Raw genomic sequence first — 15,329 nt, forward strand, 5'->3', positions numbered from 1 at the left:
CTTAAGATTATTTTACTAGCTATGTTATAGCAGAAATAATCATATTAAGGGATAGTAAAAATATTTGGTAACAAAACAAGAGCAAATAAATTTGCTCTTGTTTTAAGTTATTAATGGCGGAAGTGACGCATGCCAGTAAATACCATCGCAATGTTATGCTCATCGGCAGCAGCGATAACTTCAGCATCACGCATTGAACCACCAGGTTGAATTACTGCTGTAATACCTGCTTCGCCTGCCGCATCTAGACCATCACGGAATGGGAAGAAGGCATCAGATGCCATAACTGAACCTGGAACTTCTAAGTTTTCATCAGACGCTTTAATACCAGCAATTTTCGCTGAATATACACGGCTCATTTGACCTGCGCCTACACCAATAGTCATGTCATTTTTAACATAAACAATGGCATTAGATTTAACGTATTTGGCTACTTTCCAACAGAATAATAAATCACTCATTTCTTGTTCAGTAGGTTGGCGTTTAGTAACAACTTTAAGATCGTCTAAACCAACCATACCATTGTCACGGTCTTGAACCAATAAACCACCGTTTACACGTTTTTGTTCTAAACCAGTAGTTTTAGTTGACCATTGACCACACTCTAATAAACGAACGTTAGGCTTAGCAGCAACAACTTCAACTGCGGCAGCAGAAATACTTGGCGCAATGATAACTTCGACAAACTGGCGAGAAACAATTGCTTGTGCCGTATCTGCATCTAATTCTTGGTTAAATGCAATGATGCCGCCAAATGCTGATGTTGGGTCTGTTTTATAAGCTTTTTCATATGCTTCTAAAATGTTATCGCCTAAGGCAACACCGCAAGGGTTAGCATGTTTAACAATTACACAGGCAGGCTGGTCAAATTCTTTCACACATTCTAATGCTGAATCAGTATCGGCAATATTGTTGTATGATAACGCTTTACCTTGAATTTGGTTTGCTGTAGAAACTGAAGCTTCTTCTGGCTGTGCTTCAACATAAAACGCAGCATCTTGATGAGAATTTTCACCGTAACGTAAGTCTTGCTTTTTAATGTACTGGCTATTGAAAGTACGTGGGAACTTGCTAACGCTTTGCTCTTCATCGTTGTAAGCAGGAAGCATTTTACCGAAGTAATTTGCGATCATGCCATCGTAGCTAGCTGTATGCTCATATGCAGCAATTGCTAAGTCAAAGCGAGTTTTGTAAGTTAATGAACCATTGTTATCAGCCATTTCAGCTAATACTCGGTCATAATCTGACGCGTTAACGACAATGGTTACATCTTTATGGTTTTTTGCCGCAGCACGAACCATAGTTGGCCCGCCAATATCGATGTTTTCAATAGCATCTTCTAATGAACAATCTTCATTAGCAACAGTATTTGCAAATGGGTAAAGATTCACTACGACAATATCAATTGCTTGGATATTGTTTTCAGCCATTACTGCTTCGTCCATATCACGACGAGCTAGAATTCCGCCGTGAACTTTAGGGTGAAGAGTTTTTACACGTCCGTCCATAATTTCAGGATGGCCTGTGTAATCTGAAACTTCGGTAACAGGGATGTTGTTTTCTGCTAATAATTTAGCTGTACCACCGGTAGATAAAAGATCTACACCTTGTGCCGATAATGCTTGAGCGAACTCAACAATGCCGGTTTTGTCAGAAACACTTAGTAGAGCGCGTCTAATAGGGCGTGGAGTATCCATAGTTTTTCTTTACCTTGTATGCTTAATTTTAATTTAAAGTTATATTTTATGGTGAAATTATAAGCCCATAAAACAAGAAAGCACCCGAAGGTGCTTTAAAGCAGGCAAGCCTGCAAGTTTTTAGTTCATGCCGTATTTTTTAAGCTTCTTACGTAATGTACCACGATTGATACCTAGCAAGTTAGCAGCGCGGGTTTGGTTGCCGCGAGTATATTGCATTACCTCTTCAAGCATTGGTGCTTCAATTTCAGATAGTACAAGGTCATACATATCATCAACATCGTTGCCGTTTAGTTGTGATAAGTAGTTTTTAATTGCTACTTTAGCTTGGGTACGTAAAGGTGATGCCTTGGTCTGAGTTTGCAGGTCACCGATAACAAATGGAGAAGTAATATTTTGTTCAAACATAAAGTTCAGACTCTTTCTAAGTTAATTTATCAAAAAATATATTTAACGATTCAAGCTGCTCTACAGGCTGCTCAAGACCATTAAATATGGAACGAAATTGTTTTCCTTGGTCAAGCGTTTGCATGTACCAAGATACGTGTTTACGAGCAATCCTTACGCCCATAAATTCACCATAAAATTTGTGCAGTTCTTGCACATGAGCCATTAAAATAGCTCTGATCTCTGTCACGGCTGGTGGAGCTAAGTGCTCACCAGTACTTAAAAAGTGATTAATCTCTCTAAATATCCATGGTCGACCCTGTGCTGCTCGGCCAATCATTATTGCATCAGCATTGGTATACTCTAATACCTGCTTAGCTTTTTCTGGGCTATTTACATCTCCGTTAGCAATAACAGGAATGTTCACAGCACTTTTAATTGCCTTTATCGTGTCGTACTCGGCATTGCCCTTATAAAAGTCACAACGAGTACGGCCATGTACAGCTAACGCCTGAATTCCATTTGCTTCGGCGATTCTTGCTATTTCGATACCGTTTCGAGTATTTTCACACCAACCGGTTCGAATTTTCAGTGTTACTGGTATCTCTACCGCACCGACTACAGATTTTACTATTTGCTCAACCTGCTCCGGAGCCTTTAATAACGCTGATCCTGCGAGCTTTTTATTTACTTTTTTTGCAGGGCAGCCCATATTAATATCAATAATTTGAGCGCCATGTTCCGCATTTACTTTAGCAGCAAAAGCCATTTCTTCTGGATCAGATCCTGCGATCTGTACCGAGCGAATGCCAGCTTCATCACTGTGTTCAAGTCTTAACTTCGATTTATCTGTATTCCAAACCTTAGGATTAGAAGACATCATCTCAGATACAGCCATACCCGCCCCTAGTCGACAACATAGTCGTCTAAAAGGTTGGTCTGTAATTCCTGCCATTGGGGCAAGGATCACATTGTTGTTTAACTGATAAGAACCTATATTCACGTGATGCTTTTTTGAGCTACTGCTTAAAAGGGCGCTAAGTTTACGTGTTTTTTGTGATAAAGAAAAGCATATAAATTGAACAATTTTGTTTTTTTTCGTAGTTTTTTATATTGACTTTGTTTGAATCACTTAACAGACAAAAAAAAGGCGCAAAATAAGAATTATTTAGCACCTTTTTTTATATAAATTTTATCGATGTTAATTACTTGTTACGAACACCAGATAAGCGCACCCATTCTTCTTGCACAGTGATAGGGTCCATAGTGCACCATTGACCATAAATTCCTTGTAGCTCACTGCCCTGCTCCTCAAGTATTCCTGATAATGCAACTAAACCATTTTGAGCAACATAATTCATAATGACAGGGGCTAATTCGCGAAGGGGTCCTGCCAAGATATTGGCTACTACAACATCAGCTTGTAATGTAGGTTGATCTTTAGGTAAAAACAATTCTAAGCGATCTTCTACACCATTACGCTGTGCATTAGCTAAACTTGCTTGTAGTGCTTGTGGATCGATATCGATGCCGATAACTTTTTTTGCACCAAGCTTTAATGCCGCTAATGATAAAATACCTGAGCCACAACCAAAATCGACCACTACTTTGTCGGTCAAATCTAAAGAATCTAACCAAGTTAAGCACAACGCCGTTGTTGGGTGGGTACCAGTTCCAAATGCTAGGCCAGGATCAAGCATTACATTTACCGCATCGGCGTCAGGCACATCACGCCAGCTTGGGCAAACCCATAAGCGTTCGCCAAACTTCATCGGATGGAAATTATCCATCCATTCACGTTCCCAATCTTTGTCTTCTAATTGTTCAAGCTTGTACTTCATACCATCTTTATCTGGATGAATACTTTTTAAATAGGCGATGGCTTTATCCATATCATGGCTGGCATCAAATAACCCCATTACAACAGTATTGTTCCAGTAAACTACTTCATCACCAGGTAAAGGTTCGTAAATTGGTGTGTCTTGTGCATCTATAAATGTTACTGCTTGTGAACCACAAGCCATTAACCAATCACTGTACTTTTCAGCGGTTTCTTCATTTGCAGCTAAGCGCAATTGTATCCAAGGCATTTTCGGTCTCTAAAAAAGTCAATTACCTGTAGTTTACCACTTCTTCAGATTGTGAGTTAGAGATAAATAGATAGAAGCTGACATATTCGCGGGCTGTCTTAATGAATAATTATCGACTTACCTCTACCGTTAATTTCAGACGAAGCTTCTAATACACCATTATTTCTAGATATAAGCTGCACATCGCCAAATTTACTTTGCTTAAATCTGTAGCCTAACTTTTTTAATTCACTTAATGCACTATCACTAACGCCTGAATAATGACGTATTTCATTTTTAGGCCAAAGTTGATGATGAAACCTTGGCGCATTGACCGCTTGCTCCGCGCTCATGCCGAACTCAACCACATTTAAAATAGATTGGTAAACAGAACTAATGATAGTGGTACCACCAGGTGAACCAGTAACAAGTTGTACTTTTTTATCTTTTAATAGGATGGTTGGTGTCATAGATGAAACCATACGTTTATTTGGTTGTATTTCATTGGCTTGCCCACCAATAGCACCATAAATATTTGCGACGCCAGGCTTAATGCTAAAGTCATCCATTTCATCATTTAATATAAAACCTGCACCTTCAACTACAACACCACTACCAAAGGTATAATTAATTGTCGTAGTATTGGAGACAGCATTCCCCCATTTATCTACAATAGAAAAATGGGTGGTATCTTCACTTTCCTTTAAACCCGGCTCTATATTTTCAGACACTGAAATGACATTAAACATAATATCTTTAGCCCGGTAGGCTAAATAATCATCTGCAACTAATTTTTCTTGCTCTACATTGATAAAATCTGGATCGCCAATATACTCAGCCCGATCAGCAAATACACGTTTACCAATTTCTGCCAACAAATGCATGTACGATGCTGAATTGTGTTTTAGCTCTTTTGATTGAGGTTTCAGCAAGTCATACATTTTTAACCATTGTAGTATAGCTATCCCTCCTGAGCTTGGCGGCGGTGCAGTTAAAACTTGATAACCACGCCAAGGTTGCTGAACCGGAGCGCGCCAAGTAGCTTTGTACTCAGCCAAATCTTGCATACCAATGATGCCTCCATGCTCAACCATGAAGTCACTGATAATTTTTGCCGTTTCACCTTTATAGAAACCATCTCGCCCTTGTGCAGAAATACGCTTTAAAGTTTCAGCCAATTCTGGTTGCTTAAATACTTTTCCCGTTGTTGCTGTAGCAAAATACTTGGCAAAATTTACGTTCACTTCTTCTTTATTAAAGCTATCAATTCGCCAGGTAATATTCTCTGCCATTTTGGGGTGAACAACAAAGCCTTGTTCTGCAAGTGATATCGCAGGAGCTAATAAATCTTGCCAAGTTTTAGAGCCATATTTTTGATGAGCTTGCCACATACCATCAACCGTACCAGGAACTCCAGAAGATAAAATACCGTAAACAGATAAATTTGGAATAACTGCATTGCTTTTGTCTAAGTACATATCTTTATGAGCTGCCAGTGGCGCGACCTCTCTATAATCTAAAAAATCAGCTTTACCATCTTTATAGATAGTCATAAAGCCACCGCCGCCAACATTACCCGCTTCAGGTAAGGTTACCGCTAAAACAAATTGTGCAGCTATTGCTGCGTCAACCGCATTTCCACCTTTTTGTAATACATTGGCTGCAACATCTGCACTGTAGCTGTCGGGCATGGCGACAGCAGATTGAGCGCGAGCGTTAACAACAATGCATAAATGTATTAGAGTGATGAACAATATTGTTATTTTTTTCACGGTTAACTCTTTATAAACTTTTTGATGTTTGGATTAATTTAGCACGAGTAGCAGAAATAAAGCACAGTAATTTCAATTATGCAGGTATAGGTTGGACTTAAGATAGGTTTACGCTAAAGGTAAATATTTCAAATAATATAAATAAGGCGATCATTTTAAACAGGAACTGTTTTCGAATACCCAGCTATTAAAGGTATATTTTGATCGTTTCTTGAACTTTTTTAGTTAATTTAGAAACGACCAAATCAAATGAATTATCAATCATTCGTTCTATCTCACCTTGCGGGATCGAACCATCTAGAATAACGCTATTCCATTGTGCTTTATTCATATGATATCCAGCTATAACAGAGGGGAAGATATCACGTAGAATAAGTGCTTCATGAGGGTCGCATTTAAGGTTCATCCAGTAAAAAGCTTTTGCTTCATCAGTAGCTTTAGCACTTTTTGCAGTTTGACCTAAAGCTATAGTAGCGAACATTTTATTTTTAACTCTAAATACTTTTACCTCTTCACCAAAGGGGTAATCAAGCGTCGAAAAAGGCTTACTTAGCAGATAAATTTGAGCTTGTTCGTCTCTCATAAGGTAAAGTTTTCAAACTAAGGTTTTATCATCGAATCAGCTAACACCGTTTCTAACCAGGAAAGTGCTTTTTGTCGCCCCATTTTTAAACCGGAGAACTCTTTTAAAACCAAGCCATCTACAGCTCTTTGATCTAATACCTTTTGCGTTTGTTCAGTACCATATTTATTATAGGTAACAACAGCAATTGCCATTAAATGTTCCAATGAAGCAATATGTAGTTTTGCTTCAAAGGTATAAGAATAGTTATGTAATTTATTAACTAATATGGCAAAAGGATGAGGAAATTGCTCCTCTAGAAAAGCATCGTATTCTTCACACATTTCCAGAGTCATAACAGTATCTTCATTTACAATAACTTCTGCGATATGTTCGTCAACAATGCTGATAGAGCCAAAACTTAACTCAAAATTCATGGTGATATGCCTTTTGCCGAAAAATATATATTCATGCTAAGCATTTTCTTGTACTCTGTTTAATTCGAGTTCAAGCCAACATATGGCGTTATTTCTGCCCATTTCAAAGCCGGAAAACTTTCTAATATTTAAACCATCTGCTTCTCTATCAGTTAAGAATTGATTAACCACTTGCTCAGACTCTTTGCCAAAACTTACTGCAGCAGTAGCAATAAGATCATCACTTTTAGCAGCATATACAGTGGCTTCAGGGGTCATCGTATAGATATTAAGACTATTAATTAAAACAGCATAAGGTTTAGAAAAGTGTTTATTGATGAATTCATAATATTCATCAAACATTTCAACAGTAATTACAGTACAATTATCAATAATAACTTCTGCGATATTTGCAGAAACTTGATGTATATAACCAAAACTTAATGTGTATTTCATGATCTCTCCAAAAAATTATCATAAGGGAAAATACACGCAAATGACTATTTGTACAAACATACAAATAATTAAATTCAAGGCTGTTTCGTAGCAATAAAGCTTAGTCCATTAAAAATGTTACAAAGATCGGGATTATGAATTTTTAGCGCAAACTATATTTCTTATGCTTTAAAAGTAGATCAGGTTTTTAATAAAATCTAATCTAAATTGTAATATTTTTATAAAAAATATTGGTTTAATAGGTAATGTCTTAATTTTGTTAAAAAATTTTCCTATATAACAAATCTTTAACCAAGCAGTATTACATGGCACAATAGAAAAAAAATATGATAGGAAAATAAATGAAACGTTTGGCCGTAGTGGTGTTAAGTTTGTATAGCATAATGGTAAATGCTACCGAACAAGCCCAGCAAATATTTCAAGACATGGCACCTTCTCTATACCAAATTAGGTTAATTGATAAAGCTACTTCAGAAAAATCATCCATAGGCTCTGGCTTTCAAATTAGTGAAAACGGCTATATAGCTACCAATTACCATGTTATCTCAGGTTATGCTCAATACCCTGAAAAATATGTCATTGAATATGAAGATCATCAAGGTAATAAAGGTCATTTAAGCCTGAAAACAGTTGATGTAATTAATGATTTAGCTATTGTTCTCCTTGATGAGAATCCGCAAGCACAACACTTTACCGTATCGGAGCAAACGCCCAGTAAAGGAGAAGAACTTTATTCATTAGGTAACCCACACGATCTAGGCATGATTGTTGTACCAGGCACTTACAATGGCCTAAAGAAAGAAGCATTCAATGATCGTATCCACTTTACCGGTTCAGTAAACCCAGGTATGAGTGGCGGACCAGTAGTAAATAAATTCGGTGAAGTTGTTGGTGTTAATGTTGCTTCGTCAGGCAACCAAATAGGTTTTTTAATACCACACGATAAACTTGCTATCCTAATTAACAATTTTGATGTACAAGTTGAACAAAGTATTGACGAACAAATCACCGCACAGCTTAAAAACAATCAAACTAGATTACTAAATGAAGTAATGGCCCACGAGTGGCAAAGTAAAACGTTTGCCAATGCATCTATACCAGATACTGGTGTGAATTATATTAGGTGCTGGGGTAACTCTAACGCCGACAAATCTGACGCTCTACTATTTAAAGCGGTAACGAACTGTCAAATGGAAGAATATGTATATATTTCAGAGTCTTTTACTACTGGTAGTATAAATATGGAATTCCATTTCTTTAATGCCGAAGAGTTAAGCAGCACTCGTTTTTATCAAATTTATCAAACTCAAATTAACCGCGCTGGAGGTGGAAACCGCGCCGGCAAAGAAGATGTGACTGAGTATGAATGCCAACATGATATCACTACCGATAACCAAGAAAGCATTCGCAATAAAGCCATTTTATGCATTCGCGCCTATAAAAAATATCAAGGTTTATACGATGTGATGTACTTATCAGCTTCTGTTGATCAAAGCACTAAAGCATTGGTAAGTCATTTTACTTTGTCAGGTGTTGATAAAAACTTTGCGCAAGTATTCAATAAGAAGTTTATGGAGTCAGTAAAATGGAACTAATTATTGAAGAGATCAGCCGTGGTAAAAAACTGATTGGTCGTCATAAATTTTCAACCGCTAATGTCAATATTGGCCGTGCTTATAACAACGATATCATTTTATCTGACCCTCATGTTTGTCCCGAGCACCTTTCTTTAAAGTGTGAAGAAGGTGTTTGGTACATTAAAGATCTTGAGTCGCTAAATGGCAGTGTATTTGCTAATAAACAACCATTAACCCAATGGCATGCTTTAGCTTCTGGCGATATTATTCGTTTAGGCAAAACTCAACTTAGATTTTGTTTACCAGATCATCCGGTTGGACAAAGCATCGCTTTTAGCGAGCTTGAAAATGCCGTTGAATACCTTGGCCGTTGGTCAATGATTATAGCGATGGTCGCGTTATTTGGCCTCATTAACTTTGCTCTATTATATTTAAATGATCCTAATAAAGAGATTATCTACAGCCAACTATTTATTGGTGTTATTTCAGTAACCTTAGGTTATGCATTATGGCCACTATTATGTTCTTTGATGGCGTTTCTAAACAAACATGAACCAAGAGTGGGAAGTCAGTTAGGGGTAAGTTTTGTGATCATAAACTTATTCTGGATTGTCGACTTTATAGAAGCGTTATTAAGCTTTAATATTTCCAGTCAATGGGCTTGGCAATGGTTATTAGTGCTTATTTCAATTGCATTAACGTTTAGTTTATTTTGGTTTAACTTCTATATTGCGTTTCAGCAAACGGCAAAAAGACGTATTCGCATTGCTGCCGGCTTAACAATTCTTATATATGGTGGTTTATACCTGAATGAATTAAGTGATAAGCCTGAGTTTAATCCATACCCGGTATATAACAGCACGGTATTAATTCCAGTACTATCTATTGCACCAGCAAGTTCAAGTGATGAATTCATCAAGCAAAGTGATGATTTATTTAGTGCAGCAGATAAACAAATAGAAAAAAGTAAAGGCTAACAATCAAAAGGGGCAGTGCCTTTTACTAATAAAATAGTAAAAGGCACTGCCCCTTTTTAATATTTGAAGTATTACTATTAAATGCCGTACTTTGCTCTATAAGCAGTAACGCTTTCCAGATGTTCTTTCATCTCTGGCTTGTCGGCTAAGTAAGTAATTACATCGCCTAAACTCACAATTGCAATTACTGCCGTATTAAAGTCGCGTTCAACTTCTTGAATAGCTGATAATTCACCTTGGCCTTTTTCTTGACGGTCAAGAGCAATTAATACTCCTGAAAGTTCTGCGCCGTGGGCTTTAATAATTTCCATAGACTCACGAATTGCTGTACCGGCAGTTATCACGTCATCAACTAACATGATTTTGCCTTCTAAAGCAGAGCCTACTAATGAGCCACCTTCGCCATGAGTTTTAGCTTCTTTACGATTAAAACAATATGGTATATCCATATTATGATGGTCGGCTAAAGCAACCGCGGTAGTAGTAGCAATAGGAATACCTTTATAAGCAGGACCGAAAAGCAAATCAAAATCGATGCCTGAGTCAGCTAGAGCAGAAGCATAGAACCTGCCTAAACGAGCTAAATCGCCACCAGTATTAAATAAGCCGGCATTAAAAAAGTAAGGACTAACACGACCTGACTTTAAGGTAAATTCACCAAAACGTAATACTTGTTTTGCTAGGGCAAATTCAATAAATTCGCGTTGATAATCTTTCATCTATTTATCCTGTAATTCGCTAAATTAACTTAGTGCTGCTTTTTGAGCATCAAACAACTCACTAATGCTAGCTTTCGCTAATTGCATCATTTCTTGCATTTCATCAAAGCTGAATGGCTCTTCTTCGGCAGTACCTTGAATTTCAATCAACTTACCCGTATCGGTCATAACCACATTCATATCTGTTTCTGCAGCTGAATCTTCTGGGTAATCTAAATCAGATACTGGGGTACCTTTATAAATACCTACAGAAACAGCGGCAATCATATGCTTAAGCGGGTTAGTTTTTAACGCGCCTTTCGCACGTAAATAATCTAATGCATCAACTAACGCAACGCATGCGCCAGTGATAGAAGCTGTGCGAGTACCACCATCAGCCTGAATGACATCACAATCAACAGTAATAGTATTTTCACCAAGTGCAGACAAATCTACAGCCGCACGTAAAGCGCGAGCAATAAGGCGAGAAATTTCTAATGTACGACCACTTTGTTTACCTGAAGCTGCTTCTCTGCGCATACGAGTATGAGTAGACCGAGGTAACATACCGTACTCAGCAGTGATCCACCCCTTACCTTGGCCTTTTAAAAAGCGAGGAACACCTTCTTCAGCCGTAGCGGTACAAATTACTTTTGTATCCCCAAACTCAATTAAAACTGAACCTTCAGCATGAGCGGTAAATTGACGGGTAATGGTTACTGGGCGAATTTGGCCAGCAGTTCTGCCACTTGGACGCATAGAGATTCCTAATATTGATTAGCTTATATTGTCGCGCATTATAAAGACTTATCGATAATTTTTATAGTGCTTGTGCCGATTTCTTATTCAGTTTAGCTGTCAAAATCAAAGTTGTTGAAATATAGTTAACACTTACAAGGTCTAATATACCAAGTCCAATAACTAATTGACCATTTATCGAATATTTTATTGGACTTGGTATTAGTTAAGTTCCTCAGAGTTTAAGCACATTTTCTATGAAAAAAACCATACAACAAGCAATTATCATTCTTCTCACTGGTATTGTATTTATCAGCTTTTTATCAAAAGCAGCAACAGATGAATTACCGTTATACAGTACAGTTTATGATGAACAACGAGATCCATTTAAAGATGCTATGGCGGCAATTGCTTTAGCAGGCGAAACAAATCGCAATGTATTAATCGAAATTGGTGGCGATTGGTGTACTTGGTGTCATAAAATTGATGCATTTCTTAGCGATAACCCTGATGTATACCAAGCGCTGCATGAAAACTTCGTATTACTTAAAGTCAATGTCAGTGACACCAACGAAAACCTTAAGTTTATGAGTGGACTACCACCGGTTTTAGGTTACCCACATATGTACGTATCTACCGGCAAAGGTAAAGTGATTTTATCAAAAGACACCGCCGAATTTTTAGTTATGGAAGATTATTCAAGACAAAAGTGGTTAGATTTTATTGATACTTGGAGTTTTGCCAATAACAACGAAAATATCACTAAACAAACCCAAATGTCTGCAGTTGAAAAATCAACAGTAAACCAGGGCTAGTCGCTACAGGACAATAATAATGATAACTATAAACTCGTTTTTTGATGACCAATATCAAACACCGCCATGCTTAAAACAACGTTTAACGCGCCGAACGTTTCTAAAGTCGGCGGCAATGACTTCGGCTTTAACGGCCTTACCGGTTGCCAGTTTTGAAAAAATTAACATTGCTGACTTATCGCAAGAGCCTTGGTTAACATTGAATTCTGTTTTAGAGCACTTATTGCCAAGTTCGGCCTCAGGCCCTGGCGCAAAAGAATTACAAGCGATTCATTATTTATATAACGTTGTTACTCAACAACCTATAGAACAAGATGAGAAAGACTTTATAGAAAAAGGTGTGGGTTGGTTAAATGGCTATACGAATGGGAAATTACAGAAATCATTTGTAGACTTAACCCAAGTTGACAAAGAATCATCTCTTACAGCTATTAGCAAATCTCGGGCTGGTGAAAACTGGATCAGCACATTATTAAGTTACTTATTCGAAGCCACCCTAGCACCGCCAATATATGGTGGAAACCCGAATGGCATAGGCTGGCAATGGCTTAAACATAAACCAGGTTTCCCCTTACCTGCACAAGGCAAGCGCTATTATGAGCTACCTGCATATGCCGCCATAAAAGTTACCAACATTGATGACAAACCAACATCGAAACAAACGAAAGGAAAAGCACTTTAATGAAAGATAATAAATACGATGTTTGTATTGTTGGTAGTGGTGCCGGCGCGTCTCCAGTTGCTTATACCTTAGCCAAAGCTGGTGCTAAAGTTTTAGTATTAGAAAAAGGCCCGTGGCTCACTGAAGAAGACTTTTATAAAGATGAAATGGCGTGTTGTCGCAGAACCACCTATTCACCAAAGCTTGCAGATGAGCAACACGTTATTGAAGAAGAATATGAAGATAATGATGGCAACAGTTTTTGGCAAGGTGAAGCAACAAGTGAATCAGGTTGGGACTTTTGGAATGGCAGTTTAGTCGGCGGCTCATCCAATTTTATGAGTGGTTACTTCCATCGTTTAAAACCGATGGACTTTCGTCTTAAAACTGAATTTGGGGATATTAATGGTGCAAATGTGGCAGATTGGCCCATAAGCTACGAAGATTTAGAGCCCTATTATGACAAAGTCGATATTGAAGTGGGTGTATCGGGTAAGGTCGTCCCACACCCTCATCTTGAACCTCATAAAACAGACTACCCTTTTCCACCTACGGCTGAACACCCTATTTCTGCCTGGATTGATGAAGCCGCAAAGGACATTGGTTATCATTCATTTCCTGTACCAAGAGCGGTTTTGTCAAAACCAGCTATGGGTAGACAAAGTTGTGAATATTCAGGTTACTGTTCAAGCTATGGTTGCTCTTCAGGCGCTAAAGGTAGTGGTCGAGCTGCGCTTTTAAACCATGCAGTGGCAACTGGAAATTGTAAAGTTCAGCCGCATGCCAAAGTATTTAATATTGAATCTGATAAACACGGTAATGTGAGCGGTATTTGGTATTACGACAAAGCCAATAATAAACATAAAGTGAGCGCCAAAATATACGTAATTGCTTGCCAAGCCATTGAAACATCAAGATTATTACTCAGTTCAACTGGCGAAAAACACCCCAAAGGTTTAGCTAACAACAATGATCAGGTTGGTAAAAATGCAGTGTTTTCTGCTGGCGGCACCGGCCAAGGCGACTTTATATTCGAGCAAATATCTGACGAGCAAGAGCAACAGTTACGAGTTGTAGGCCCTTTTATAAATCGTGCCTTACAAGACTGGTATAAAATTGATGATAAAGACTTTGGTAAGCCGGCAAAAGGCGGCACCATAGACTTTCTCTTTCATCAAAATGCAATTTCAAAAGCGAGTAATGAGAAATGGGATAGCGATGATAATTTAGTTTGGGGTGAGCAGCTCAAATCTAATTTACAAAGTGCGTTTAATTTTGGTAAAACTCTGCGCTTTGAAGTATTTAATGATTGGTTACCAACCGATGATTGTTTTATCAGCTTAGATAAAAACACCATTGACAAATGGGGTGACCCGGTAGCTAAAGTTAGAATTGGCGCGCATCAGCACGATTTAAAAGTCGGTGAATACTTAACCCAAAAAGCGGAAACACTGTTAGAAGCCATGGGCGCAAAAAATATTAGTTCATCCGTGAGCTCTTATCCGCCAGCAAACCTGCAAGCTGGTGGTTGCCGTTTTGGTAACGACCCTAAAACGTCGGTACTCGACAAAAACTGTAAAGCCCACGATGTCGATAACTTGTACGTTACCGATGGTTCATTTATGCCCACGGGGGGCAGCGTGCCTTACACTTATACTATCTATGCAAACTCATTCAGAGTTGCTGATAAAATTAAGCAACGGTTGCAGCTTAGCTAGTTTAACCCCTTAATGCCGGAATTTTCAGATACAAAGGCCACTTAAAAAGTGGCCTTTGGTTGTAACGGCCGCATAACCACTAGTCTAGAGTGATCACAAATAAACAATCGAAGGCAATAGGATCACCTTCATTACCAGCAAAGTTTGACATATCTACCATTCCTGATAAACGAACCGTTCCTGTTCTGCCGGCAAAACGACCGGTACCATCCAGTATCGCATTATCAGAGCCTGCAGCGCCGGTAATGTGAGTAATCATTTGACCTGAAGGTGTAACAATATCATGATTTGTCGGTTGAACTGTCGTTTTCCCCCTGGTGATCAGCATACCTTGATGCATATAGAAAAATGAGGTACCGACTAAAGCTACACCACCATTAACTCCATCAGAAACCTCTGATAGACAATCCGTTGCAGTACCGATGACTTGCCCATTTGTCGCGTTCACCAGATCTACGTCAAAACAAATTGCATCATCATCTACTTCATCTCCATCAATATCTGGAACCTTATCTGGGTACATTTGCCCTGAACCAACAAGGTTTAATACTAAAGTTTTACCTCTAGCTTTACCTTCAGCATTGCTACTAAATGAAAAGCATAAACAAATAGAAATACAAAACATAATAACCGATTTAACTTTCATAACTGTATCCTCAGTGACCTATATTCGTTGCGGCACAAGCTGAACCTTATGCCATTTAGTTGAGATTGTTCAACGTGCATACAAGTATAGGCTTTAAGTGCAAAATTTTCCGGCAGAACACTGCACAACAAGCGACAATA

16 protein-coding genes are annotated in these 15,329 nt (G+C 38.2%); 5 read left to right on the forward strand and 11 right to left on the reverse strand.

The annotated features are described in order from the left end of the window. Positions 1 to 110 precede the first annotated feature (110 nt). From purH to RI844_RS11480, 8 genes are all read right to left on the reverse strand, one after another. Positions 111 to 1,697, reverse strand: a complete 1,587-nt coding sequence (gene purH, locus RI844_RS11445; RefSeq protein WP_348394801.1) for a bifunctional phosphoribosylaminoimidazolecarboxamide formyltransferase/IMP cyclohydrolase — start codon at positions 1,695 to 1,697, stop codon at positions 111 to 113. A 120-nt stretch (positions 1,698 to 1,817) separates the two neighbouring features. Continuing rightward, positions 1,818 to 2,105: a DNA-binding transcriptional regulator Fis gene (gene fis / locus RI844_RS11450; RefSeq protein ID WP_033075879.1), complete on the reverse strand. Its 288-nt coding sequence runs from the start codon at positions 2,103 to 2,105 to the stop codon at positions 1,818 to 1,820. A 16-nt stretch (positions 2,106 to 2,121) separates the two neighbouring features. Continuing rightward, on the reverse strand, positions 2,122 to 3,087 hold the full coding sequence (gene dusB, locus RI844_RS11455; RefSeq protein ID WP_348394802.1) for a tRNA dihydrouridine synthase DusB: 966 nt from the start codon (positions 3,085 to 3,087) through the stop codon (positions 2,122 to 2,124). Between the two features lie 202 nt (positions 3,088 to 3,289). Beyond that, entirely contained in the window at positions 3,290 to 4,174 is an 885-nt protein-coding gene (gene prmA / locus RI844_RS11460) for a 50S ribosomal protein L11 methyltransferase (protein WP_348394803.1), read from the reverse strand. A 98-nt stretch (positions 4,175 to 4,272) separates the two neighbouring features. After that, positions 4,273 to 5,925, reverse strand: coding sequence for a gamma-glutamyltransferase (gene ggt / locus RI844_RS11465; RefSeq protein WP_405054388.1), 1,653 nt, complete (start codon positions 5,923 to 5,925; stop codon positions 4,273 to 4,275). Between the two features lie 187 nt (positions 5,926 to 6,112). Next, positions 6,113 to 6,508, reverse strand: coding sequence for an MmcQ/YjbR family DNA-binding protein (locus RI844_RS11470; protein ID WP_348394804.1), 396 nt, complete (start codon positions 6,506 to 6,508; stop codon positions 6,113 to 6,115). Positions 6,509 to 6,525: 17 nt separating this feature from the next. Further along, the gene (locus RI844_RS11475) at positions 6,526 to 6,924 is read right to left on the reverse strand and encodes a hypothetical protein (RefSeq protein WP_348394805.1); all 399 of its coding nucleotides are present in this window, start codon (positions 6,922 to 6,924) and stop codon (positions 6,526 to 6,528) included. A 36-nt stretch (positions 6,925 to 6,960) separates the two neighbouring features. Continuing rightward, positions 6,961 to 7,359, reverse strand: coding sequence for a hypothetical protein (locus RI844_RS11480; protein ID WP_348394806.1), 399 nt, complete (start codon positions 7,357 to 7,359; stop codon positions 6,961 to 6,963). A 341-nt stretch (positions 7,360 to 7,700) separates the two neighbouring features. Here RI844_RS11480 and RI844_RS11485 point away from each other — a divergent pair, with 341 nt between their 5' ends. After that, positions 7,701 to 8,954 carry a S1 family peptidase gene (locus RI844_RS11485; RefSeq protein ID WP_348394807.1) on the forward strand — a complete coding sequence of 418 codons (1,254 nt, stop codon included), beginning with the start codon at positions 7,701 to 7,703 and terminating at the stop codon, positions 8,952 to 8,954. Beyond that, complete coding sequence (locus tag RI844_RS11490) at positions 8,945 to 9,913, forward strand: FHA domain-containing protein (RefSeq protein ID WP_348394808.1); 969 nt, start codon at positions 8,945 to 8,947, stop codon at positions 9,911 to 9,913. Before RI844_RS11485 ends, RI844_RS11490 begins: the two co-directional genes overlap by 10 nt. 77 nt (positions 9,914 to 9,990) lie before the next feature. Here RI844_RS11490 and pyrE read toward each other — a convergent pair whose 3' ends face one another. Beyond that, a complete protein-coding gene (pyrE, locus tag RI844_RS11495; protein ID WP_348394809.1) occupies positions 9,991 to 10,632 on the reverse strand; it encodes an orotate phosphoribosyltransferase in 642 nt (213 codons plus the stop codon). A gap of 24 nt (positions 10,633 to 10,656) precedes the next feature. Beyond that, positions 10,657 to 11,370 carry a ribonuclease PH gene (rph, locus tag RI844_RS11500; RefSeq protein ID WP_348394810.1) on the reverse strand — a complete coding sequence of 238 codons (714 nt, stop codon included), beginning with the start codon at positions 11,368 to 11,370 and terminating at the stop codon, positions 10,657 to 10,659. A 236-nt stretch (positions 11,371 to 11,606) separates the two neighbouring features. On the opposite strand from rph, the gene RI844_RS11505 reads away from it, so the two are divergent. From RI844_RS11505 to RI844_RS11515, 3 genes are read left to right on the forward strand one after another with little or no spacing between them, the layout of a single operon-like run. Continuing rightward, positions 11,607 to 12,164, forward strand: a complete 558-nt coding sequence (locus RI844_RS11505) for a thioredoxin family protein (RefSeq protein ID WP_348394811.1) — start codon at positions 11,607 to 11,609, stop codon at positions 12,162 to 12,164. 19 nt (positions 12,165 to 12,183) lie between these two features. Then, positions 12,184 to 12,846, forward strand: coding sequence for a gluconate 2-dehydrogenase subunit 3 family protein (locus tag RI844_RS11510; protein ID WP_348394812.1), 663 nt, complete (start codon positions 12,184 to 12,186; stop codon positions 12,844 to 12,846). Then, the gene (locus RI844_RS11515; RefSeq protein WP_348394813.1) at positions 12,846 to 14,543 is read left to right on the forward strand and encodes a GMC family oxidoreductase; all 1,698 of its coding nucleotides are present in this window, start codon (positions 12,846 to 12,848) and stop codon (positions 14,541 to 14,543) included. Before RI844_RS11510 ends, RI844_RS11515 begins: the two co-directional genes overlap by 1 nt. A 79-nt stretch (positions 14,544 to 14,622) precedes the next feature. On the opposite strand, the gene RI844_RS11520 is transcribed toward RI844_RS11515, so the two are convergent. Beyond that, positions 14,623 to 15,189: a hypothetical protein gene (locus RI844_RS11520; RefSeq protein ID WP_348394814.1), complete on the reverse strand. Its 567-nt coding sequence runs from the start codon at positions 15,187 to 15,189 to the stop codon at positions 14,623 to 14,625. Positions 15,190 to 15,329: the final 140 nt, after the last annotated feature.

This window comes from Thalassotalea fonticola (assembly GCF_032911225.1).
Lineage (GTDB): Bacteria > Pseudomonadota > Gammaproteobacteria > Enterobacterales > Alteromonadaceae > Thalassotalea_A > Thalassotalea_A fonticola.